The organism is Psychromonas marina (assembly GCF_030161115.1).
Lineage (GTDB): Bacteria > Pseudomonadota > Gammaproteobacteria > Enterobacterales > Psychromonadaceae > Psychromonas > Psychromonas marina.
The window spans coordinates 203,834-225,226 of sequence record NZ_BSPQ01000005.1; the positions used below are offsets into that span (position 1 = coordinate 203,834).

The window sequence follows — 21,393 nt, forward strand, 5'->3', positions numbered from 1 at the left end:
TTAATGGGAGGTGAATTCACCTCCCATTTTTTATGAAAACGAATGAATAAATATTAAGGAACAGCTAATGTTGCGTCTATTCTCCCTGTTATTTTTCTGTGTCATCTCATTCAACGCCTCAGCCGCTGTAAGTGAAACGCAAGATAATTCAGCTCTGGTAGCCCTTGTTGAGCAATTACCATCCACTAAATTAAATAAGATGGCGCCGCTGATTAAAGCAATTGCTGCGACATCAACTCCCCAAGTGCAAGATATTCTTCAACCTCTAATGACAGGTGATCTATATTACCTAAAATCAAATAAGCAAGTGGTTGCCGCACACAAAAATGAGCAAAATCAGTATCAATTAACCGATGTATTAACTGCTGAAGTCTTGCCTGCTGTTGCAAAATCTGCGATTAAGAAAGTGCGTACCAATAATCGCCTGCGCGGACAGATTCGTGATCTGTTAGCTAACTTAGATCTCACTCATCAAGATAAAACAGTGCGCCTTGAGGCTGTTAAACAGCTATTACAAAACCCTAATCAAACCGGTATTACCTCTGTCACCAACCTTATTAAAGGTGAGCAAGATGAGCAGGTGCGTGAGTTGATGTTAGTTATTTTATTAATTGATCAATTAGACACGGGTTCAACAGCGGAGAAGTTATCGGCTGCTCAACAGCTTTCAGGTCGGTTAGAGTCGAAGGTTAAAAACGAATTAGTGAAACAACTAGACCTGTTACCTGAACAACCAGAAAACGAAGAATTAAGAGCGGTATTAAGTCAATCAATTGATGATATCGAGCAACAAGCAACGGTTTATGGCTTGGTTGAAAATCTATTTTTTGGTTTAAGTTTAGGTTCGGTATTACTGCTTGCTGCGATTGGTCTTGCTATCACCTTTGGTGTGATGGGCGTGATTAATATGGCACACGGCGAGATGATGATGCTCGGTGCTTATACCACCTACGTTATTCAACAAATGTTCCCCAATTTAATTGAGTATTCACTGTTGATGGCGGTACCTGCTGCCTTTTTAGTGTCTGGTTTTGTTGGTGTATTGATTGAGCGCGGCGTGATTCGATTCTTGAAAGGCCGCCCATTAGAAACATTGTTAGCAACATTTGGTATCAGCCTGATTTTACAACAGTTAGTAAGAAGCGTTTTCTCACCACTTAACCGTCAAGTACAAGCACCACAGTGGATGACCGGGTCACTTGAGATTAATCCGATGTTATCGCTTACTTATAACCGTTTATACATTATTTTATTTGCATTGATGGTGTTCTTTTCACTGTTGATGATCCTTAAAAAATCTTCATTAGGATTGCATGTGCGTGCTGTTTCGCAAAACCGTGATATGGCAAGAGCACTGAGTATTAAAAGCTCATGGGTTGATGCGATCACCTTTGGTTTAGGTTCAGGTATTGCTGGTATTGCGGGTGTTGCATTGAGTCAATTAACCAATGTGGGTCCAAACCTCGGGCAAGCTTATATTATCGATTCATTCTTGGTAGTGGTATTTGGTGGTGTGGGTAACCTATGGGGAACCTTAGTGGCAGCAATGACCATGGGCACATTTAACAAATTCCTAGAACCATCGATGGGGCCGGTATTATCAAATATTATCGTCTTGGTAGGACTTGTATTGTTTATCCAAAAACGACCTAAGGGACTATTTCCGCAGAAAGGGAGATCAGCAGACTAATGAAACATTTACTTAATTCACCGATGGTTAAAAAGATGAGTAGCTTGCACTTTGTGATCGCTATTCTGTTTATCTCAACATTTTATGTGACGCTATGTAATTTAGTGTTTCCAGAAGGCTCATTACTTCACGTGAGTGATTACACAGTGAGCCTGTTAGGCAAATACCTATGTTATGCGTTGCTCGCTTTAGCGGTTGATCTGGTGTGGGGATACTGTGGCATTTTGAGTCTCGGTCACGGTGCATTCTTTGCACTAGGTGGCTACGCAATGGGCATGTATCTGATGCGTCAGATCGGAGATCGTGGCGTGTATGGTAACCCTGAATTGCCTGACTTTATGGTGTTCCTGAACTGGACTGAACTGCCTTGGTATTGGGCGGGATCCGATAACGCCTTTGTGATGATCCTCTTGGTATTTGCAGGCCCTGGTTTATTGGCTTACATCTTTGGTAGCTTGGCGTTCCGCTCACGTGTGAGTGGTGTATATCTATCGATTATGACCCAAGCGATGACCTATGCGCTGTTACTTTCGTTTTTCCGAAACGAGATGGGCTTTGGTGGTAACAATGGTTTAACTGACTTTAAAGAGATCTTTGGTTTCTCACTACAGTCACCAAATACCAAACTAGCGCTATTTATCGCAACCGCAGTGGCACTCGCCATCGGTTATGCGATTAGCCACTTTATTGTTAACTCAAAAATGGGACGTGTAGTCACTGCGATTCGTGATGCAGAAGATCGTGTCCGTTTTGTAGGATACAAACCGCAACATTATAAAGTGTGGATCTTCGTCGTATCGGCAATGCTTGCAGGTGTTGCGGGTGCGTTATATGTACCGCAAGTGGGTATTATTAATCCCGGAGAATTCTCTCCTTTAAACTCTATTGAGATTGTCATTTGGGTTGCAATTGGTGGTCGTGGCACCTTATACGGTGCATTGGTTGGCGCGGTGGTCGTGAGTTACGCGAAAACACGTTTTACCGCGATTATGCCAGAAGCTTGGTTATTTGGCCTAGGTGGTTTGTTTGTATTAGTGACACTGTTATTACCAAAAGGATTAGCAGGTTTAGTGTCAAACTTAATGGATAAAGTCGATCCACCAAGTAAAGCCAAACAGTCTGAAGATCCTGCGTTACAAGCAACTACTGCGGAGAACAAATAATGATAGTAGATAAACATGGTTCGCCGCTTTCTACCTTAAAAAGCGATAGCCCAGATACTAAACATGGGATGATCCTATACGTTGAGGATGTCAGCGTTAGTTTTGATGGTTTTAAAGCCCTGAACGATCTTAATTTATATATTGGCGATGGTGAATTACGCTGTCTAATTGGCGCTAATGGTGCGGGTAAAACGACCTTAATGGATGTTATTACCGGTAAAACGCGTCCTGATACGGGCAAAGTTAGTTTTGGTCAGCAAATTGATCTATTGCAACTTGATGAATCAGAGATCGCCCGTGCAGGTATTGGCCGTAAGTTTCAAAAACCAACTGTATTTGAAGCACTGAGTGTATTTGAAAACCTTGAATTGAGCCTTGCTGGTGACAAAGGTATTTGGAACGCGCTTTTTCATAAATTGAGTGGCGAACAAAAAGATAAGATCGATGAAGTACTCACCACCATCGGTTTAACGGCTGAGCAGCATTACCCTGCGGGTCGTTTGTCTCATGGTCAAAAGCAGTGGTTAGAGATTGGTATGTTATTAGCAGCAGAGCCGCGTATGTTGTTAGTGGATGAACCCGTTGCTGGTATGACTGCGCAAGAAACAGAGCGTACAGCGGAGTTATTAACCTCCTTAGCAGGAAAGCATTCTGTGGTAGTGGTTGAACATGATATGGCTTTTGTTCGCTCTATTGCGCGTAAGGTAACGGTATTACATCAAGGCTCGGTATTAGCGGAAGGGTCGATGGATGAGATTCAAGAGAACAAAGATGTTCGTGAAGTTTATTTAGGCGAGGAGCAAGCGTAACCATGATCGAATTAACAGCTGTAAATCAAAAGTATGGTGGCACGCAGATCCTATGGGATCTTGACCTGAAAATTAAAAAAGGATCACGTACCTGTATTATGGGCCGTAACGGTGTGGGCAAAACAACACTGTTAAAAACCATCATGGGGCTGTTACCGATCAGCTCCGGCAGTCTTATGATTAATGATTTGGATATGAGTAAGGGCAGCGTTGAAAAACGCCCTGAGATTGGTGTTGGTTATGTACCACAGGGGCGTCATATATTTCCGCAATTGACGGTTGAAGAAAACCTAAAAATCAGTTTAAATTGTAAAAGACAAACGAGTAAAACCATTCCGAATCATATATTTAAACTTTTTCCTGTGTTGAAAGAGATGTTACATCGTCGTGGTGGTGATTTATCGGGTGGGCAGCAACAACAGTTAGCAATTGGGCGTGCGTTAGTGCTCAATCCTGATATATTGATATTAGATGAGCCCAATGAAGGGATTCAACCTAACATTGTGCAACTAATACGTGATGTATTATTAAAACTAAACAAAGAAAATGGCATGACCATTATCTTGGTAGAGCAGAAATTACCTTTTGCACGCGCTGTAGGGGAGAATTTCCACTTAATGGAAAAGGGGCAGGTGATTGCCTCGGGCGAGATGAGCGAACTAGACGATGAGTTAGTGAGTAAATATCTCGCCGTATAACGCTGTCACTTTAATGGCGAAGTCCATAGCATTGACAGGTTATCGCGTAATCATGTAGTTACGTAATTTTAGGGAAAAAATGATAACAACAGAAGCTCCGAGAGCAGTACTTAATAAGCCAGTGAAAAATCACTGGTTTGCGCATTTAATGCTTGAATTTAGTGATACCCCCGTGGGTACACAGCTAACACGTACCCAGCGTAAAGGCCCGCTTTCCGTACAAAAAGCGTTTTATCCCGAAGGGCGCGACTGCGCGCATATCTATCTATTACATCCACCTGCTGGCATTGTGTCTGGCGACGAACTGCGTATCAGTGTCAATATAAAAAACAATGCGCATCTTCTGTTTACGACGCCCGGTGCAGGGCGTTTCTATCGTGCGCGTACTAACTTAGAGATTGGTGATGCTAAGCAAGCACAAATTACCAAACTGATTCTTGAAGCGGATGCAAAGTGTGAAAACTTTCCGCAAGAAACCATTGTTTATGAAGGCGCAGATGGTTTTAATACCGTTGATATCGAACTGACTTCAAGCAGCGTTTATTTAGGTTGGGATATCACTTGTTTAGGTTTACCCGATTCTGACCAACCCTTTATTGAGGGTAAATACTGTCAGTTAAACCGTCTATTTTGCGACGGTAAACTTATCTACCATGATCGCATCGCATTATCCCCTGAGAATAGCTTATTAACTCACCCCGCTGGCTTAGCTAATAACAGCGTCTTTGCTACCTTTTTAGCTTATGCGTCTGCAATACTCACGGATCAGTATCAGCGTAAAGATCTGCTGGATCTGATGCGTGACAAGATCACTGAGCAAGGTGCGCAGACAAATATCAGCATCACCGATATTGATGGATTATTAGTTATCCGTTATTTAGGTGCGCACGCACAGCAGTGTAAACAATTGTTTATTAGCCTATGGGAAATATTACGCCCGTTACTGGTTGATAAAGCCGCGTTACAACCTCGAATTTGGCATACATAAAAAGAGATCATTATGGATTTATTACCAAGAGAAAAAGACAAGTTACTGATTTTTACTGCAGCATTATTGGCTGAACGCCGTCTAAATCGTGGCTTAAAACTTAATTATCCAGAAGCGATGGCGTATATCTCAATGGAGATTATTGAAGGCGCGCGAGATGGTAAAAGCGTTGCCGAGATGATGGATTATGGTCGAACATTATTAACCCGTGATCAGGTAATGGATGGCATTGCAGAGATGATCTCTGATGTGCAAGTTGAAGCAACATTTGTTGATGGTACAAAACTAGTGACAGTGCATAACCCAATTATTTAATGGAGTAAATAATGATTCCAGGTGAAATAAAAACCGATAGCGGTAATCGAGAACTCAATGTAGGTCGTGAACAATTAACAGTCACGGTTGCAAACTCTGGCGACAGACCCATTCAAGTTGGCTCGCATTATCACTTTTACGAAGTTAACAGTGCGTTGATCTTTGATCGCGAAATCACCAAGGGTTATCGTTTAGATATTACCTCAAGTACCGCGGTTCGTTTTGAACCAGGACAACAACGACAAGTTACCCTTATTCCCTATCGCGGTAAGCGCCGTGTATTCGGTTTTCGTGGTGATATTCAAGGTGATCTTGTAGGTAATACAGAGGGAGATAAATAACCATGGCAACGATTGATAAGCATTCTTACGCACATATGTTTGGACCAACGGTAGGGGATCGTGTTCGTTTAGCAGATACCGACTTATGGTTAGAAGTTGAAAAAGATTTCACTGAGTATGGTGAAGAGGTCACCTTTGGCGGCGGTAAAGTGATTCGTGATGGCATGGGGCAGAGCCAAGCCTCTTGTTTGGAAACCGTCGATGTGGTGATTACTAACGCATTGATTGTTGACCATTGGGGCATTGTTAAAGCCGACGTTGGTATTAAAGACGGACGTATTGCGATTATTGGTAAAGCAGGTAACCCAGACATTCAAGATAATATCGATATTGAGATCGGGGCGGGTACTGAAGTGATTGCCGGTGAAGGTCAAATATTAACCGCTGGTGGCATAGACGCACATATCCATTTTATCTGCCCACAGCAGGTTGAAGAAGCACAAATGTCAGGTGTTACTACTATGATTGGTGGCGGTACAGGTCCTGCAACAGGGACTAAAGCCACGACCTGTACACCGGGACCTTGGAATATTCATAAAATGTTGCAAGCAACCAACGATTTTGCGATGAATTTTGGCTTTTTAGGAAAAGGTAACGTGAGTTTACCGCAAGCCATTGAAGAGCAAATTGAAGCGGGAGTGTGTGGTTTAAAACTGCATGAAGATTGGGGTACAACACCTGCAGCTATTGATAACTGTTTATCGGTTGCTGAGCGCTACGATGTACAAGTTGCGATTCATACAGATACGCTGAATGAATCGGGCTTTTTAGAAGATACATTAGGCGCATTTAAAGGCCGTACCATTCATACCTACCACACTGAAGGTGCGGGTGGTGGTCACTCTCCAGATATTATTCGTGCCTGTGGCGAGCCCAATGTTTTACCCTCTTCAACAAACCCAACAAGACCCTATACGGTTAATACTATTGATGAGCATTTAGATATGTTGATGGTATGCCATCATCTAAATCCATCTATTCCAGAAGATGTTGCCTTTGCTGATTCGCGTATTCGTAAAGAGAGTATCGCAGCAGAAGATATCATGCATGACTTAGGCGCAATCAGTATGATTTCCTCTGATTCACAAGCGATGGGGCGTGTTGGTGAGATGATCACTCGTACCTGGCAGACAGCACACAAAATGAAACAACAACGTGGACCGTTAGCACCAGATACTGAACGTAATGACAATTTCCGTATTAAACGTTATATCGCTAAATACACGATTAACCCTGCAATCAGTCACGGGGTTAGCCATGAAGTTGGCTCGATTGAAGTAGGTAAATTAGCCGATTTAGTATTATGGAAACCGGCGTTCTTTGGCATTAAGCCTGCGATGATCATGAAATCTGGCTTTATTGCAGCTGCGCCAATGGGTGATGCCAATGCATCAATCCCAACACCACAGCCTGTTTATTATCGTCCGATGTTTGGTTCATTTGGTAGTGCTGCGGCAAAGACCTCAATGACCTTTCTATCGCAAGCTGCCATTGATAAAAATGTACCTGAAATTGTGGGCATGACACGCATGGTTGGTGTGTGTAAAAACACCCGTAATATCGGTAAAAAAGACATGATTCATAATGATTGGATGCCAAAGATTGAAGTGGATCCACAAACCTATGAAGTACGTGCAAATGGTGAATTACTGACTTGTGAGCCTGCAACAGAGTTGCCGTTGGCACAGCGTTACACCCTGTTCTAATTTTTACTGCGTAGGAGAACTTTAGTCGGCATTGTCTGCACTTTTATTTTAATCACATATGGAACATATGCTCATAAAATAAAAGTTTGACGGCTTTGCCTAAAGCCCTCCTACTGTGTAAAAAAGTAGATGTTTTGTGAACCTTAAAAATAAAGAATAAAGAATAAAGAATAAAAACAAGAAAATAGGAAACAGATAAACAATGTTAAAAGCTTTTGAAAGACTGGATCATACCCATGATGAAATAAGTGATTCGATCACCTTAGATCAAGATACGCGTAAAAAATCACGTATTAAAGGGATCACCGATAAAGGTGCGGATATCGGCATCTTCGTTGAACGTGGTCACCCGTTATTGGTTGGTGAAATATTAAAAACAGAATGTGGTTTATTAATTGAAGTGAAAGGCCAAGCAGAAGACGTTTCAACGGCGATTGGCACTGACTGGCTAACGTTTAGTAAAGTTTGTTACCACCTGGGCAATCGCCACACCACGCTGCAAGTGGGCGAGTTGTGGGTACGTTTTAAGCCAGACCATGTGTTAGAAGAGCTCGCTGAAAAGTACGGCTTAACGATTGATAAAACCCCTGCGGTCTTTGAACCTGAAAATGGGGCTTACGCTAAACGTGCAGGTGGACACAGTCATAGCCATTCACATGATGAAAGTCACGGGCATAGCCACGGTAATGGCCATGCACATTAATAGCGCTGATCCAACCAAGCTTAATCGCTTACTGCAACTATGCAGTGCTAACTTACCCGTGGGCGGATTTTCATTTTCGCAGGGGTTGGAATATGCGATCGAGATGGAGTGGGTTAGTTGTCAAAAAAGCACATTTGATTGGATCGAACTGAACTTAAATGAGTCGATTGCGCGTACCGATTTAGCGCTGATAAAGCGTCTTTATCAAGCGCTACAAGATAATGATTTTGAGCGCTTTAAGCGCTACAGCGAGTTATTGATCGCTTGCCGAGAAAGTAGCGAGCTACGCCTTGCAGATGTTGCGATGGGGAAAGCGTTCGTTCGCCTTTTGAAGAATCTCGATAGTGTTGATAGTACGCCTTATCATCCGTTATTTGCTAAGCAGGAGGTCAGCTTTGTCGCTGTTTTTGCAGTTGCTGCTTACCTCTGCAAACTCGATTTAGTCTCTGCGCAAAGTGGTTACTGTTGGACCTACCTTGATAATCAAGTCGCTGCTGCGACCAAGTTGGTGCCATTAGGGCAAACCCAAGCGCAAAATCTATTGTTTGAGTTAAGTGAAAAAGTAAGCTCGGCCATTCAAATAGCAAACAGTATAGAAACTGCAGATATCGGCGCGAGTCTGCCACGACTTGCGATGGCAAGCGCTTGGCATGAGACTCAGTACACACGTTTATTTAGATCCTAAAAACTAAATTATTCTATTACAGAAAAAATGAGAGAAAAACATGAGAAAGAAACAGTTATTACGTATCGGTGTAGGTGGTCCAGTCGGTTCAGGTAAAACCGCATTATTAAGCCAATTATGTTTAGCGCTACGCGATAAGTATTCGATGGCTGTCGTGACAAACGATATCTACACCTATGAAGATGCGCAGTTTTTAACGCGTAACGATGCATTGAGTGCAGATCGTATTATGGGTGTTGAAACAGGTGGTTGTCCGCATACTGCGATTCGTGAAGATGCATCAATGAACCTTGCTGCGATTGATGAGTTACATGAACGTCATCCAGATCTTGATTTTGTATTGGTTGAGAGTGGCGGTGATAACCTCAGTGCAACCTTCAGCCCAGAGCTATCTGACTTAACTTTGTATGTTATCGATGTTTCTGCGGGTGATAAAATTCCACGTAAAGGCGGCCCAGGTATTACTAAATCTGACCTGTTGATCATCAACAAAATCGATGTTGCAGACTTAGTTGGCGCTTCATTAGATGTAATGGACAGAGATGCGAAGAAGATGCGTGGCGACAAACCTTTTGTATTTAGTAATATGAAAACACAGCAAGGTTTAGCAGAGATCATCGAATTCATCGAAACACAGGGCATGTTGAAGTAAGCGTTTTTGCTTCTCGCTAGCCACTAAAAATTAATAACTATTACTAGGAAATACTATGAAATTTTTTACCCTTATTTTTGCTTTATTACTCTCTTCACAGGCTTTTGCACATCACCCTCATCTGATGTCTAGTGATGCAATGCACTCAATTTACCACGCTATTTTTTGGATATTATGTGGCGTTGTTGTAGTGAAAGCAGTGAGTTACTTTAAAGCGAAAAGAAAACAAAAATAACATATTGCTTAGGTATAAGTAGTTCAGAGAACTGGACGCAGGCTCTTGTTATATATATCTTAATCGTAAAATAGAACAGCAAGCTCACCTGAAAGGTTGAGCTTGCTGTTGAAGTGCGTAACTTACTTGTTTGGTACGCAGGGCTTTTAAGTGTTTTTAATGCCTACCTTATCAGTTTCACTCGGCCCGCAATCACCCCCTTTACACGTATTTAATCTTTTTTGCTCCTCTCTATCCTTGCTCAATACCTGTTGTAAATCATCGACGCGTTGTTTAACAGCGATGCCGTAGCTATGATCGTCTCCCCATAATTCTGCTAATTCATGTAGGGATTCATCATCATGCTTAGTAAACAGTCTTCCTGCTCGTTCTGCATCTGCGCGGCTATTACCAAGTAAGGTTAATGCCTCGACGCCTAAGTTAAGCGATGAGTCGAAAAGCTCGCGTTTAAAGGTGGTGATACCTGCATTTAATAGTTCATAAGCATGGCGGCGATCCACGGCGCGTGCCACAATTTTTATTTGCGGATAATGCTTTTTCGCAATTGCAGCAATCTCTAAAATTTTATCTGGTTCATCGACGGCAATAACCAATAGTTGTGCTTCATTTGCCCCGGCTGCGGCGAGTAAATCTCGGCTAGCGGCATCACCATAAAACACTTTATTGCCAAAGCGGCGTAACATCTCTATCTGGCTCGGGCTGTGGTCAAGAATCGACAAGTGATAACCCTGTGCGCTGAGTAAGCGACCAATAATTTGCCCAAAGCGGCCGTAACCAGCAATAATAACGCTCTTGGTTGCTTCTAGATCTTCAACTTGGTCAAACGCTTTGTTGGTTTGCTTTTCTGCATTGAGTGATTTTTCATAAATGATAAGCAATAACGGTGCAAGCAACATCGAGATGGTAACCACTAACGTGGTGAGTTTATTTTGCTCTGGCGTGAGTATTTGTAATGAAGAGGTCAGTGATAATAGTACAAATGCAAATTCTCCCCCTTGCGCTAAAGCGAGGGTAAATAGCAGTTTCTGTTTGCCTTTTATCTTGAAGATAAGTGCCAGTAAATACAGCACTAGCGCTTTTACAGCGATCAGAATAGCTACCAACATGATCACCAAAGCAAGTTTTTCCGTTAACAATGGGAAATCGATTGATGCGCCAACGGTGATAAAAAAAAGACCTAATAACAATCCCTTAAAGGGCTCTATATCCACTTCTAACTCATGTCTAAACTCACTCTCTGCTAATACCACCCCTGCTAAAAAAGTACCTAACGCAGGTGATAAGCCAATTTTTTGCATTACGAGTGCAATGGCAATCACCAGAAATAGCGCAGAGATAGTAAACAGTTCGCGTAAGCGGGTTTCGGCAATAAATCGAAACAGTGGGCTAGAGATATATTTCCCTGCTAATACAATCGCGACAATTACCATCACCGAGATAAGCACTTGTACCGCCATTGAAAAATCTTCAATCAAGTTGTGATGCTCAGAGGTCAGTGATTGTGCATCACTAAACGCGAGCAGAGGTAATAGCGCTAAGATTGGGATAACTGCGATATCTTGAAACAGTAATACTGAGAATGCATTTTGCCCTGCATCCTGCTTTATCCAACCCTTTTCAGTGAGGGTTTGTAAAACAATAGCGGTGGAGGAGAGGGCGAGCATTAGTCCGATAGCTAAGGCGGCTTCCCATCTCAGTTGTAACGCATAATGAGCAATAATATAAAAGAGCAGGGTGGTTAATGTCACTTGTAGTCCGCCCAGACCAACGATAGAGTGCCTTAGCTTCCATAGGCGTGAGGGTTGCAGCTCAAGTCCGACAAGAAATAACATCATCACCACACCAAATTCGGCAAAATGCATGACGTCGGTTTGATCGCCCACCATGGCTAACGCATAGGGCCCAATCAGGATACCTGCGAGTAGATAACCAAGTACCGATCCTAATCCTACTCGCTTGGCGATAGGTACGGAAATAATGGCCGCTGCCAAATAAATTACTGCAATCTCAAGCATGTTCTTCCCTGTTTTTATATCGACTAAGTTAGGTTGGTATTAGAATTATCTATTTTATTAATGTTGTAACAATCATAGAGGCAGTTACTCAATAGATAAAGCATAACCTATGGATGTAATTGATAAATAGAGGATAGTTTTTAAATGGGAATAACAGCGTAAATGGGAGTATTTACGCTGAAAAAAGTAGCTGTTAGTTATATGCGCGGGCGAGGGTGCCACTGTCGTTATACAAGTTTATTGTGGTTACAAAACGTCACCGTTAATGCTTTTCAAAACAAACATTATAAATAACGATTGAAATAATCTAATTGTAATGGGTATTTTAATGCTTTAGGACGTAATTTCTGAACCTCTGCAATTATCTTATCTGCAGGCCAGCCATAAGCCAATAACACTAAACCAATCACAAGTCCTGTTCGTCCTGAGCCACCTTTACAATGTACCGCAATTGTTCCTTTGTTATTCAGTACTTCAAGGATTGCCGTTTGATGCTGTTGCCATGGTGTTTCGAACTCAGAATTGGGTGCTTTATCGTCTGAGATAGGTAACTGGATCCATTTGATATCCTGATCTTTACAGGCTTGTGGCAATTGTTGTGCGTTATTTTGTGCCATCTCTTCATCAAACATTAATGTCAGTAACATGTTTGTACCAACTTCTTTTAGTGTTGTTAGTGATGATTCTAGTGAAGCATCTTTAGTGCCTGGACAAGGGGTAAAAATAAGCTGTGCACCATTTGCTAAAGCTAAAATATCGTAAGGATGTGTTTTCATTTTATGATTAATCTCTTCTTATTATTTATATAACAGGGGTAAATTTATTTAAACCAATGCTGAGTGCGGTTAACAAAAGCAACCAATGACAGCATCACCGGTACTTCAACCAATACGCCAACAACGGTGGCTAGGGCTGCACCAGAGTGTAAACCAAACAGCGAAATAGCGACGGCAACGGCGAGTTCAAAAAAGTTTGAGGTGCCGATTAAACTTGCTGGGCCTGCGATGTTATGTGCTAATTTCATTTTTTTAGCGGCTAGGTAAGCGATAATAAAAATAGCGTAGGTCTGAATCATCAGTGGAATCGCAATTAAACCAATGGTTTTAGGATCGGCAATAATTGTTTCAGCCTGAAAGCCAAACAGTAAAATGACCGTTGCTAATAACCCTACCATTGACCATGGTTTCAGTTTAGCGAGTAATTGTGACAAACCTATTTCATTTTTATTATTGAGTATTTTACGTGTAAAAACAGCGGCAACTAATGGCAGTAATACGTATAGCAGCACGGAGAGTAATAATGTTTCCCATGGCACAACAATATCGCTTACTCCCAATAAAAAAGCGCTAATAGGTGCAAAGGCGAAAATCATAATCACATCGTTAACTGATACCTGTACGAGGGTATAATTAGGATCCCCTTTAGTGAGTTGTGACCATACAAAAACCATTGCGGTACAAGGTGCAACACCAAGTAAAATCATACCGGCTATATATTCTTGCGCCGTTGCTGGGTCAACTAAATCGACAAAGAAAACACGAAAGAATAACCAACCCAAGGCTGCCATGGTAAAAGGTTTAATTAACCAATTGATGACTACGGTTAAGGCTAATCCTTTAGGGTTTTTACCGACATCTTGAATTGATGAAAAATCAATTTGTAGCATTATCGGAAAGATCATCACCCAAATGAAAGCGGCAATAACAACATTCACATGTGCAATTTCAAAGGTTGCTATCTGTGCAAATATGGCTGGTTGCCATAAACCGAGCAGTACGCCAGTTACGATGCTTATCGCTACCCAAACAGATAGATAGCGTTCAAATATGCCCATTTGTCTTCCTTACTTTAGGTGAATTTATATTGAGTTGGCTCTATAAAAATTAACATGTGAATATTCATATATATGTTTAAGTGTATATTTGCTTTGTTAGAGATGCAATATTAATAAGATGAATATTTTTGCAATAGGGTAATCGTTTTTGTTGTGAGCATCATGGCGCCCTTAGCTATCTGTATTTTAATTAATCCTAGAATGTCAGACTTAGAGAGGGGGGGAAGTGAACACTAAAAAAAAGGCTAAACAATGTTGTTCAGCCTTTTTATCTGTAACGAATAACCTAAATAAGGGCTATTCCCAATCTAAAATTACTTTACCTGACATACCTGAGCGCATCATGTCGAAACCTGCTTGGAAGTCATCGATCTTGTAGTGGTGAGTAATAATTGGTGTTAGGTCTAAGCCAGATTGAATCAAACTTGCCATTTTGTACCAGGTTTCAAACATCTCACGTCCGTAGATACCTTTGATCACCAAACCTTTAAAGATAACTTGGTTCCAATCAACCGCCATATCTGATGGAGGAATACCTAGCAGTGAAATTTTACCGCCGTGGTTCATGTTAGTGAGCATGCTGTTAAATGCCGATGGGTTACCTGACATCTCTAAACCAACGTCAAAACCTTCAGTCATGCCAAGTTCGCTCATCACATCTTCAAGCTTTTCGCTCATTACGTTAACAGCGCGTGTCACACCCATTTTCTTCGCAAGGTCTAAACGGTATTCGTTTACGTCTGTAATGACAACGTGGCGTGCGCCTGCGTGTTTAGCAACGGCAGCAGCCATAATACCAATCGGACCTGCACCAGTAATTAGGACATCTTCACCCACTAAATCAAATGATAGCGCAGTGTGTACCGCGTTACCAAAGGGGTCAAAAATAGCAGCAACATCATCACTGATTTCAGCTGGAATTTTAAAGGCATTAAATGCAGGAATGACTAAGAATTCCGAGAATGCACCAGTACGATTTACACCAACACCCGTCGTGTTACGACAAAGGTGGGTACGACCGCCACGACAGTTACGACAGTGACCACAGGTAATATGTCCTTCACCAGAAACACGATCGCCGATTTCAAAACCACGAACTTCCTGGCCAATACCAACCACTTCACCTACGTATTCATGACCCACTACCATAGGTACAGGAATGGTTTTTTGCGACCATTCGTCCCAGTTGTAGATATGTACATCGGTACCACAGATAGCTGTTTTCTTGATGCGGATAAGTAAGTCGTTGCAACCCATTTCAGGTTTATCAACTTCGGTCATCCAGATGCCAACTTCTGGTTTTAGTTTAGAAAGTGCTTTGATCTTCATTACTTAATTTTCTCGCTGTTTAATAAGCCCATCTCTTTGCCGACTTCGATAAAGGCATCGATAGCGGTATCTAGCTGTTCACGAGTATGTGCTGCTGACATTTGTGTACGGATACGCGCTTTACCTTTTGGTACTACAGGGAAAGAGAAACCAACAACGTAGATGCCTTTTTCAAGCGCACGTTCAGCAAACTCTGCCGCTACTTTTGCATCACCTAGCATGATTGGAATGATCGCGTGATCCGCGCCACCCATGGTGAAACCTGCGCCTTCCATACGTGTACGGAAGTGCGCAGAATTTTCCCAAAGTTGCGTGCGTAGGTTGCCTGACTCTGCTAATAAATCTAATACTCGAATTGAAGCTGATACGATTGCAGGTGCAACAGAGTTAGAGAATAGGTACGGACGAGAACGTTGACGTAACCAATCGATCACCTCTTTTTTACCCGCTGTGTAACCGCCTGAAGCGCCACCCATTGCTTTACCTAATGTACCGGTAATAATATCAATACGATCCATTACGTTATGGAACTCATGTGTTCCTGCACCGTTTTCACCCATGAAACCTACCGCGTGAGAATCATCAATCATCACTAGTGCACCGTACTTATCTGCAAGGTCACAAATAGCAGGAAGGTTTGCAACCACACCATCCATTGAGAACACACCATCAGTTACGATTAGTGTATTACGTGCACCGGCTTCTTTTGCGGCAATTAATTGTGCTTCTAACTCTTGCATATTGTTGTTTGCGTAACGAAAACGCATCGCTTTACAAAGACGCACGCCATCAATGATTGAAGCGTGGTTTAATGCATCAGAGATAATTGCATCTTCTTTACCAAGAATGGTTTCAAAAAGGCCGGTATTCGCGTCAAAACATGAAGTATAAAGAATGGTATCTTCTTGACCTAAAAAGGTTGATAGTTTTTGCTCTAGTTCTTTATGTGAGTCCTGTGTACCACAGATGAAACGCACTGAAGCCATACCAAAGCCATGCTCATCCATGCCTGATTTTGCTGCTTCGATAAGTGCCGGGTGGTTAGCAAGCCCTAAGTAGTTGTTTGCACAGAAGTTAAGAACTTCCTGACCGGTTGAGATAGAAACTGCCGCTTTTTGCGCTGATGTAATAATACGTTCAGATTTGTAAAGGCCTTCGGCTTTTACTTCTTCTATTTGATTTTGAATTTGTTGATAGAATGCATTAGACATGATTCAGTTCCTTTTTTAATTATTATTGTCGGTTTACTAACACCGATCATTGCGCACAGATAAGATCTTTTTACGCTCAGTTTATGCCTTGTAGTTTAGTTGATATTAATAGATAGCATTATCCTGCTAGGTGGAAAAACATTAATGAATTTGAGGCACCAATAAGGTTGTGAGGCTATAATACTGTCAGTTGTCGCTCTTCTTTGTTAATCATCTGGATTCATCATGACCCCATCAAAACTGATCGCTTTACTGCCAGATCTTGCTTCTTTTATCTCTGTGATTAATGAAGGTAGTTTTACAGCTGCCTCAAAGAAACTAGGAGTGACTCCCTCCGCGTTAAGCAAGTTGATTACGCGCCTAGAAAAAGCGTTGTCGGTTAAACTTATTGAGAGAACCACACGTAAGTTAATCATCACTCAAACGGGTAAGAAGGTGTATGACCAAGCGGTGATTATGCTCAATGCTGCCGAGCAAGCGGTTGAGGTCTCAACTTCAGATCACTTAGCACCATCGGGTGCATTAACGGTTGCCGCACCAGAAGCTTTTTTGAACTCGGTATTAGCGCCATTGGTGATCCCTTTTTTGGATGCTTATCCTGAGATTCAACTCAAGTTACGTGTGATTGATGGTGAGATAGATCTGTTTAAGCATGGTATTGATGTCGCGTTTAAACTCACCGATAAACCAGATGAGAACTTGGTATTAAAAGAGATAGGAAAAACTAACTTGGTACTTTGTGCGAGTCCTGAATACCTTGCTAATCATGGATTACCACAGCATCCTACCGAGTTAGTGGGCCATGATTGTCTGTATCTTGCAGAAACACCAAAAGATAATATTTGGGACTTTTTGAAGGATGATCAGTTTCATACGGTTGCGGTTACTGGGCGTTATGCAGTTAATCACTCACAGATGCGTCTTAAGGCGGTAAAAGATGGGTTGGGGATTGGCATTTTTCATGATTTTGTTATTCAGCAAGCACTGCAAGCTAATGAAGTGATGCCGGTGCTTGAGGATTGGACGATTAAAAGTAATTATCATGGCGCGATTGCAATGCAATTTGCTCAGACCAAATATATGCCAGCTCGGTTACGTGTGTTTATCGATTATGCGATCTCGAGGTTAAGTAATCGTTTAGTTGGCGACGAATAATTTGACCATTAAATTAATGACGTTAATATAATATCAATCTAACTAAATAACTGACTATTATTGCTTGTTAAATTCTTTTCTAACTTCGTTCTCAATTTTGTAATTAGAATTACTAGTTAACTGCAATTGATGTCTTGTTACAAATGAATTTTTATATGCAGCTTTTCTATGCAATTTTACTACGCATTTTACGACCAGTTACATATTCAGGTTGCTACAAGCCATTTTTATTAATGCTAATTCAGCATAATAGATTATATTTATTCAACACTAAAACACTTCTTTGCTCGCTCAACTGAACCACACAACATTTATTGTGGTGACTTACTTTTCTCTCCTACTTAGGTAATTATTATGCTGTCCATCTTTGATATCTACAAAATTGGCGTTGGTCCCTCAAGTTCTCATACCAATGGGCCAATGATCGCGGGGTTTAATTTCACACAACTGATCAAAGACTGTCTAAAGGATGTGGATAGGATTCAAATAGATCTTTATGGATCTTTATCATTAACCGGCATTGGTCACCATACCGACAGGGCGTCTCTTCTTGGTTTGTTGGGTAATAAACCGGACGATATTAATATTGTTGAAGCGAATAAGTTAATCGCTAAAAGTATTGAAGAGAAACGTTTACCACTGGCTGGCGTGCGCAATATTAATTTTGAGAGTAAACGCGATATGCTTTTTCATCAACAGGAGTTGCCGTTACACGAAAATGGTATGTCTATTTCCGCCTTTGATGCCCAAGGTAAGCGTCTAGCGATGGAAACTTACTACTCTATTGGTGGTGGCTTTATCGTGACCGCAGATGAATTAGAGCATGGTAGTAAAGTTAAAAAAGTTGTTTTAGATTTCCCATTCAAAAGTGCTGAGCAGCTGCTTGAGATGGCAGAGGTGAATGGCTTAAGTTTAGGGGCGTTAATTCAGCAAAATGAGATGGCGTATCGCAGCAAGGATGAGCTATCTGCAAAAGCTGACAAGATCTGGCAGGTGATGTCTAGTTGTATGGATCGAGGTTTTGAAACCGAAGGTATTCTGGATGGTGGATTAAATGTAACACGTCGTGCGCCTGCGCTACTTAAAAAACTGGAGGCGAATGGTAGTCTTGAAAATGATCCGATGGAGATCATGGACTGGGTAAACCTTTTTGCATTTTCGGTGAGTGAAGAGAATGCTGCTGGTGGACAAGTAGTGACCTCCCCGACTAATGGTGCCGCTGGTGTTATTCCTGCGGTACTGATGTATTACCATCGCTTTATTCGACCATTAGATACTAAGCAACTGCGAGACTTTTTAGCGGTATCTGGCGCGATTGGTATGCTCTATAAAGTGAACGCGTCTATCTCTGGTGCTGAAGTGGGTTGCCAAGGCGAAATTGGCGTTTCTTCATCCATGGCGGCGGCGGGGCTAACATCACTGCGTGGTGGTAGTAACGAGCAAATATGTATTGCGGCTGAAATCGCGATGGAGCATTCGTTAGGCATGACCTGTGATCCGATTGGTGGATTAGTACAAGTACCTTGTATTGAGCGTAATGCGATGGGCGCGATGAAAGCGATTAATGCCTCGCGTATGGCGCTTAAGCGTACTAGTAAGTCTCTGATATCATTAGATAGAGTGATTGCCACCATGTATCAAACAGGTAAAGATATGAATAAGAAGTATCGCGAAACCTCACTCGGTGGCCTTGCGATTATTCATCTTGCACCACCTTGTGAATAGCTAGCTTAAGCGTTTTCAAAAAAGCATTTATCACGAAGAACACTGAGCATGTTTCGCACTAATACAAAGAAAAGCAAAACTATAATTTAGGGTTTCTTTGTATTCTTGTTGTAGTACGGCGGCTTCGTGGTTAACTTTTTCCTTGTGCCATCTGCTTTTTAGGTGATGTTTCATAGCGATTGAATTTATATTGATTGAATTTTTTTAAAACTACCCTAGAATTCAATCATCTATATTCAAAAAAAGGGAATTACATGGAAAGCTTAGATTTTTCTACAGACCAACTTGAAACATTATCAACCAAAGCATATGAGTTAGGGATAGAGTATGCGCCAAAATTAATGTTAGCGATTGTTACTTTACTGATAGGCCTCTGGATCATTGGCGGCATAACCAAGGTTGTTAAGCTATCGATGCAGCGATCTAAAGCGGATCCAACATTGATTCCATTTATGGGTAGCCTAGTCTCTTGGATTCTTAAAGCGCTATTATTTATCTCTGTCGCGTCAATGATAGGCATTGCAACAACGTCGTTTGTTGCTGTTTTAGGTGCTGCTGGTTTAGCGGTTGGTTTAGCATTACAGGGGAGTTTAGCTAACTTCGCGGGTGGTGTTTTATTGATGATGTTTAAGCCATACAAAGTAGGCGATTTAATTGAGTCTCAAGGACATTTAGGTGTCGTTAAAGAAGTGCAAATCTTTAATACTATTTTAATCGCACCACAATCTAAGCAAATTATTTTGCCTAATGGTGCAACATCTAATGGTTCAATTGTGAATTATACGGTGGAAGGAAAAATACGTGTCGACCTTACTGCAGGCGTTTCCTATGACTCTGATATTGATACAGTAAAATCGGTATTGATGGATGTGCTTGTTAAGCATGATAAAGTAATGCAAGATCCTGCACCTTTTGTTGGTGTATTAGAGATGGCCGATAGTTCTGTCAATTTTGCTGTAAGACCACATTGTTTACCACAAGATTATTGGGATGTTTATTTTAGTGTTAATGAAGAGATTAAAAAGGCACTGGACAAGAATGCTATCAGTATTCCGTTCCCACAACGCGATATACATTTAATTAAATAGTAAAAAAAATCAGAGACAGGTAAAGCCTGTCTCTGATTTAATTAATATGCCACTCAACTAATGCTAAACGCCATACCTCTAAAATAATCAGCTATAAATTCTGTTCAAGAAACCCCATAAAGGTATTCCACGATTTTTTATCTGCGACTTCTTGGTAACGCGGTGAGCCCATTACTGTAAAGGCGTGTGGTGCACCTGAATAGATCTGAATCTCGTAGTTCGCTTTAACAGCTTCAAGTTGCACCCCTAGATCAGCTACCTGTGTGAGTGGTATTGCACTATCTGCTCCGCCGTGAGCGACAAAAATAGGCGCGGTTAATTTATTATAATTTTGTCCCTCTGGTGTAGCTAGACCACCATGAAACGTAGCATAACCTTTTACATCAGCCGCTTCTCCTGAACGAGCAAGCTCTAGTACCGCCGCACCACCAAAGCAGTAACCCATTACGACCATCTCATCTTGGCTTAGTTTTTTAGACTCATTAATACCTGCTAAAATCAGACGACGCATCTTTTCACGATCTTTGTATAACTTACTGGTTTCCTCTTTTTTAGCTTGGGTTTCAATAGGGCGGTTACCCTTACCGTAGAGGTCTGCAGCAAAGGTGTTATAACCCTGTTCTGCAAGCATATCGGCACGTTTTACTTCGTAGTCTGTTAATCCATCCCAGTCATGAATCAACAGCACGCTACCTTTTGCTGTGCCTTGGGCTTTGGCAAAATAACCTTGGTAATCTTGGCCATCTACTTGATAAGTAACCTGTTGTGCTGCAACGGGTAAACTAATTAATAACGCTAATGCTAGTGCTTTCATTGCTAGTAACTCCATTTAGTTGTGTGAAATTTTGTTTAGCAGTATTGTGTTATATTCTTCTTAATGTTGACCGAACTGCCTGATATATAGTCATTACGTTATCCATCAGATAAAGATCATTTATCAGGGTAAAAACATATCATAGACGCTTATTGCTATTTGATCGTTGTTTGTTGCTTGGTAGGAGTGAGCTTGTCTGTTTTAGGTGTATGTTCCATAAAATCAAATCTACTCTTA

The 21,393-nt window shown here is 41.5% G+C and carries 21 protein-coding genes; 15 read left to right on the plus strand and 6 right to left on the minus strand.

What is annotated here, in order from left to right; genetic code table 11:
- Positions 1–67 precede the first annotated feature (67 nt).
- The 12 genes from urtB to QQK09_RS09495 all read left to right on the plus strand — a co-directional run bounded on the left by urtB (position 68) and on the right by QQK09_RS09495 (position 9,985).
- Positions 68–1,690: an urea ABC transporter permease subunit UrtB gene (urtB, locus tag QQK09_RS09440; RefSeq protein WP_284203882.1), complete on the plus strand. Its 1,623-nt coding sequence runs from the start codon at positions 68–70 to the stop codon at positions 1,688–1,690.
- A complete protein-coding gene (urtC, locus tag QQK09_RS09445) occupies positions 1,690–2,853 on the plus strand; it encodes an urea ABC transporter permease subunit UrtC (protein ID WP_284203883.1) in 1,164 nt (387 codons plus the stop codon). The genes urtB and urtC overlap by 1 nt, the downstream gene beginning before the upstream one ends.
- Positions 2,853–3,662, plus strand: coding sequence for an urea ABC transporter ATP-binding protein UrtD (gene urtD / locus QQK09_RS09450; RefSeq protein ID WP_284203884.1), 810 nt, complete (start codon positions 2,853–2,855; stop codon positions 3,660–3,662). The genes urtC and urtD overlap by 1 nt, the downstream gene beginning before the upstream one ends.
- 2 nt (positions 3,663–3,664) lie before the next feature.
- On the plus strand, positions 3,665–4,360 hold the full coding sequence (gene urtE, locus QQK09_RS09455) for an urea ABC transporter ATP-binding subunit UrtE (RefSeq protein WP_284203885.1): 696 nt from the start codon (positions 3,665–3,667) through the stop codon (positions 4,358–4,360).
- 79 nt (positions 4,361–4,439) lie between these two features.
- Positions 4,440–5,348 (plus strand): urease accessory protein UreD, encoded by a 909-nt coding sequence (locus tag QQK09_RS09460; RefSeq protein WP_284203886.1) that lies wholly within the window; start codon positions 4,440–4,442, stop codon positions 5,346–5,348.
- Positions 5,349–5,360: 12 nt separating this feature from the next.
- Positions 5,361–5,663: an urease subunit gamma gene (locus tag QQK09_RS09465; protein ID WP_284203887.1), complete on the plus strand. Its 303-nt coding sequence runs from the start codon at positions 5,361–5,363 to the stop codon at positions 5,661–5,663.
- Positions 5,664–5,674: 11 nt separating this feature from the next.
- On the plus strand, positions 5,675–6,004 hold the full coding sequence (locus tag QQK09_RS09470) for an urease subunit beta (RefSeq protein WP_284203888.1): 330 nt from the start codon (positions 5,675–5,677) through the stop codon (positions 6,002–6,004).
- 2 nt (positions 6,005–6,006) lie between these two features.
- Positions 6,007–7,710, plus strand: a complete 1,704-nt coding sequence (gene ureC, locus QQK09_RS09475) for an urease subunit alpha (RefSeq protein WP_284203889.1) — start codon at positions 6,007–6,009, stop codon at positions 7,708–7,710.
- A 202-nt stretch (positions 7,711–7,912) separates the two neighbouring features.
- Positions 7,913–8,413 carry an urease accessory protein UreE gene (gene ureE, locus QQK09_RS09480; RefSeq protein WP_284203890.1) on the plus strand — a complete coding sequence of 167 codons (501 nt, stop codon included), beginning with the start codon at positions 7,913–7,915 and terminating at the stop codon, positions 8,411–8,413.
- A complete protein-coding gene (locus QQK09_RS09485) occupies positions 8,403–9,098 on the plus strand; it encodes an urease accessory protein UreF (RefSeq protein ID WP_284203891.1) in 696 nt (231 codons plus the stop codon). The genes ureE and QQK09_RS09485 overlap by 11 nt, the downstream gene beginning before the upstream one ends.
- 40 nt (positions 9,099–9,138) lie before the next feature.
- Complete coding sequence (gene ureG / locus QQK09_RS09490) at positions 9,139–9,750, plus strand: urease accessory protein UreG (protein WP_284203892.1); 612 nt, start codon at positions 9,139–9,141, stop codon at positions 9,748–9,750.
- 55 nt (positions 9,751–9,805) lie between these two features.
- On the plus strand, positions 9,806–9,985 hold the full coding sequence (locus QQK09_RS09495; protein WP_284203893.1) for a hypothetical protein: 180 nt from the start codon (positions 9,806–9,808) through the stop codon (positions 9,983–9,985).
- Positions 9,986–10,131: 146 nt separating this feature from the next.
- On the opposite strand, the gene QQK09_RS09500 is transcribed toward QQK09_RS09495, so the two are convergent.
- From QQK09_RS09500 to QQK09_RS09520, 5 genes are all read right to left on the minus strand, one after another.
- The gene (locus tag QQK09_RS09500; protein WP_284203894.1) at positions 10,132–12,000 is read right to left on the minus strand and encodes a monovalent cation:proton antiporter-2 (CPA2) family protein; all 1,869 of its coding nucleotides are present in this window, start codon (positions 11,998–12,000) and stop codon (positions 10,132–10,134) included.
- Positions 12,001–12,284: 284 nt separating this feature from the next.
- Complete coding sequence (locus tag QQK09_RS09505) at positions 12,285–12,776, minus strand: phosphatase domain-containing protein (RefSeq protein WP_284203895.1); 492 nt, start codon at positions 12,774–12,776, stop codon at positions 12,285–12,287.
- Between the two features lie 44 nt (positions 12,777–12,820).
- Positions 12,821–13,834 (minus strand): ACR3 family arsenite efflux transporter, encoded by a 1,014-nt coding sequence (arsB, locus tag QQK09_RS09510; RefSeq protein WP_284203896.1) that lies wholly within the window; start codon positions 13,832–13,834, stop codon positions 12,821–12,823.
- A 297-nt stretch (positions 13,835–14,131) separates the two neighbouring features.
- Positions 14,132–15,163: an L-threonine 3-dehydrogenase gene (gene tdh, locus QQK09_RS09515; protein ID WP_284203897.1), complete on the minus strand. Its 1,032-nt coding sequence runs from the start codon at positions 15,161–15,163 to the stop codon at positions 14,132–14,134.
- Positions 15,163–16,377 (minus strand): glycine C-acetyltransferase, encoded by a 1,215-nt coding sequence (locus QQK09_RS09520; protein WP_284204120.1) that lies wholly within the window; start codon positions 16,375–16,377, stop codon positions 15,163–15,165. Before QQK09_RS09520 ends, tdh begins: the two co-directional genes overlap by 1 nt.
- A gap of 222 nt (positions 16,378–16,599) precedes the next feature.
- On the opposite strand from QQK09_RS09520, the gene QQK09_RS09525 reads away from it, so the two are divergent.
- The 3 genes from QQK09_RS09525 (at position 16,600) to QQK09_RS09535 (ending at position 20,342) form a co-directional block, all read left to right on the plus strand.
- The gene (locus tag QQK09_RS09525) at positions 16,600–17,529 is read left to right on the plus strand and encodes a LysR family transcriptional regulator (protein ID WP_284203898.1); all 930 of its coding nucleotides are present in this window, start codon (positions 16,600–16,602) and stop codon (positions 17,527–17,529) included.
- A 354-nt stretch (positions 17,530–17,883) separates the two neighbouring features.
- On the plus strand, positions 17,884–19,254 hold the full coding sequence (locus QQK09_RS09530) for an L-serine ammonia-lyase (protein ID WP_284203899.1): 1,371 nt from the start codon (positions 17,884–17,886) through the stop codon (positions 19,252–19,254).
- Between the two features lie 254 nt (positions 19,255–19,508).
- Positions 19,509–20,342, plus strand: coding sequence for a mechanosensitive ion channel family protein (locus QQK09_RS09535; protein ID WP_284203900.1), 834 nt, complete (start codon positions 19,509–19,511; stop codon positions 20,340–20,342).
- 91 nt (positions 20,343–20,433) lie between these two features.
- Here the strand turns inward: QQK09_RS09535 and QQK09_RS09540 are convergent, their stop codons facing one another.
- On the minus strand, positions 20,434–21,156 hold the full coding sequence (locus tag QQK09_RS09540; RefSeq protein WP_284203901.1) for a dienelactone hydrolase family protein: 723 nt from the start codon (positions 21,154–21,156) through the stop codon (positions 20,434–20,436).
- Positions 21,157–21,393 lie beyond the last annotated feature (237 nt).

Excerpts from the sequence above, each read along its gene's own strand:
- urtB (WP_284203882.1), top strand. The coding sequence starts at position 68 with ATGTTGCGTCTATTCTCCCTGTTATTTTTCTGTGTCATCTCATTCAAC.
- urtC (WP_284203883.1), top strand. The coding sequence starts at position 1,690 with ATGAAACATTTACTTAATTCACCGATGGTTAAAAAGATGAGTAGCTTG.
- urtD (WP_284203884.1), top strand. The coding sequence starts at position 2,853 with ATGATAGTAGATAAACATGGTTCGCCGCTTTCTACCTTAAAAAGCGAT.
- urtE (WP_284203885.1), top strand. The coding sequence starts at position 3,665 with ATGATCGAATTAACAGCTGTAAATCAAAAGTATGGTGGCACGCAGATC.
- QQK09_RS09460 (WP_284203886.1), top strand. The coding sequence starts at position 4,440 with ATGATAACAACAGAAGCTCCGAGAGCAGTACTTAATAAGCCAGTGAAA.
- QQK09_RS09465 (WP_284203887.1), top strand. The coding sequence starts at position 5,361 with ATGGATTTATTACCAAGAGAAAAAGACAAGTTACTGATTTTTACTGCA.
- QQK09_RS09470 (WP_284203888.1), top strand. The coding sequence starts at position 5,675 with ATGATTCCAGGTGAAATAAAAACCGATAGCGGTAATCGAGAACTCAAT.
- ureC (WP_284203889.1), top strand. The coding sequence starts at position 6,007 with ATGGCAACGATTGATAAGCATTCTTACGCACATATGTTTGGACCAACG.
- ureE (WP_284203890.1), top strand. The coding sequence starts at position 7,913 with ATGTTAAAAGCTTTTGAAAGACTGGATCATACCCATGATGAAATAAGT.
- QQK09_RS09485 (WP_284203891.1), top strand. The coding sequence starts at position 8,403 with ATGCACATTAATAGCGCTGATCCAACCAAGCTTAATCGCTTACTGCAA.
- ureG (WP_284203892.1), top strand. The coding sequence starts at position 9,139 with ATGAGAAAGAAACAGTTATTACGTATCGGTGTAGGTGGTCCAGTCGGT.
- QQK09_RS09495 (WP_284203893.1), top strand. The coding sequence starts at position 9,806 with ATGAAATTTTTTACCCTTATTTTTGCTTTATTACTCTCTTCACAGGCT.
- QQK09_RS09500 (WP_284203894.1), bottom strand. The coding sequence starts at position 12,000 with ATGCTTGAGATTGCAGTAATTTATTTGGCAGCGGCCATTATTTCCGTA.
- QQK09_RS09505 (WP_284203895.1), bottom strand. The coding sequence starts at position 12,776 with ATGAAAACACATCCTTACGATATTTTAGCTTTAGCAAATGGTGCACAG.
- arsB (WP_284203896.1), bottom strand. The coding sequence starts at position 13,834 with ATGGGCATATTTGAACGCTATCTATCTGTTTGGGTAGCGATAAGCATC.
- tdh (WP_284203897.1), bottom strand. The coding sequence starts at position 15,163 with ATGAAGATCAAAGCACTTTCTAAACTAAAACCAGAAGTTGGCATCTGG.
- QQK09_RS09525 (WP_284203898.1), top strand. The coding sequence starts at position 16,600 with ATGACCCCATCAAAACTGATCGCTTTACTGCCAGATCTTGCTTCTTTT.
- QQK09_RS09530 (WP_284203899.1), top strand. The coding sequence starts at position 17,884 with ATGCTGTCCATCTTTGATATCTACAAAATTGGCGTTGGTCCCTCAAGT.
- QQK09_RS09535 (WP_284203900.1), top strand. The coding sequence starts at position 19,509 with ATGGAAAGCTTAGATTTTTCTACAGACCAACTTGAAACATTATCAACC.
- QQK09_RS09540 (WP_284203901.1), bottom strand. The coding sequence starts at position 21,156 with ATGAAAGCACTAGCATTAGCGTTATTAATTAGTTTACCCGTTGCAGCA.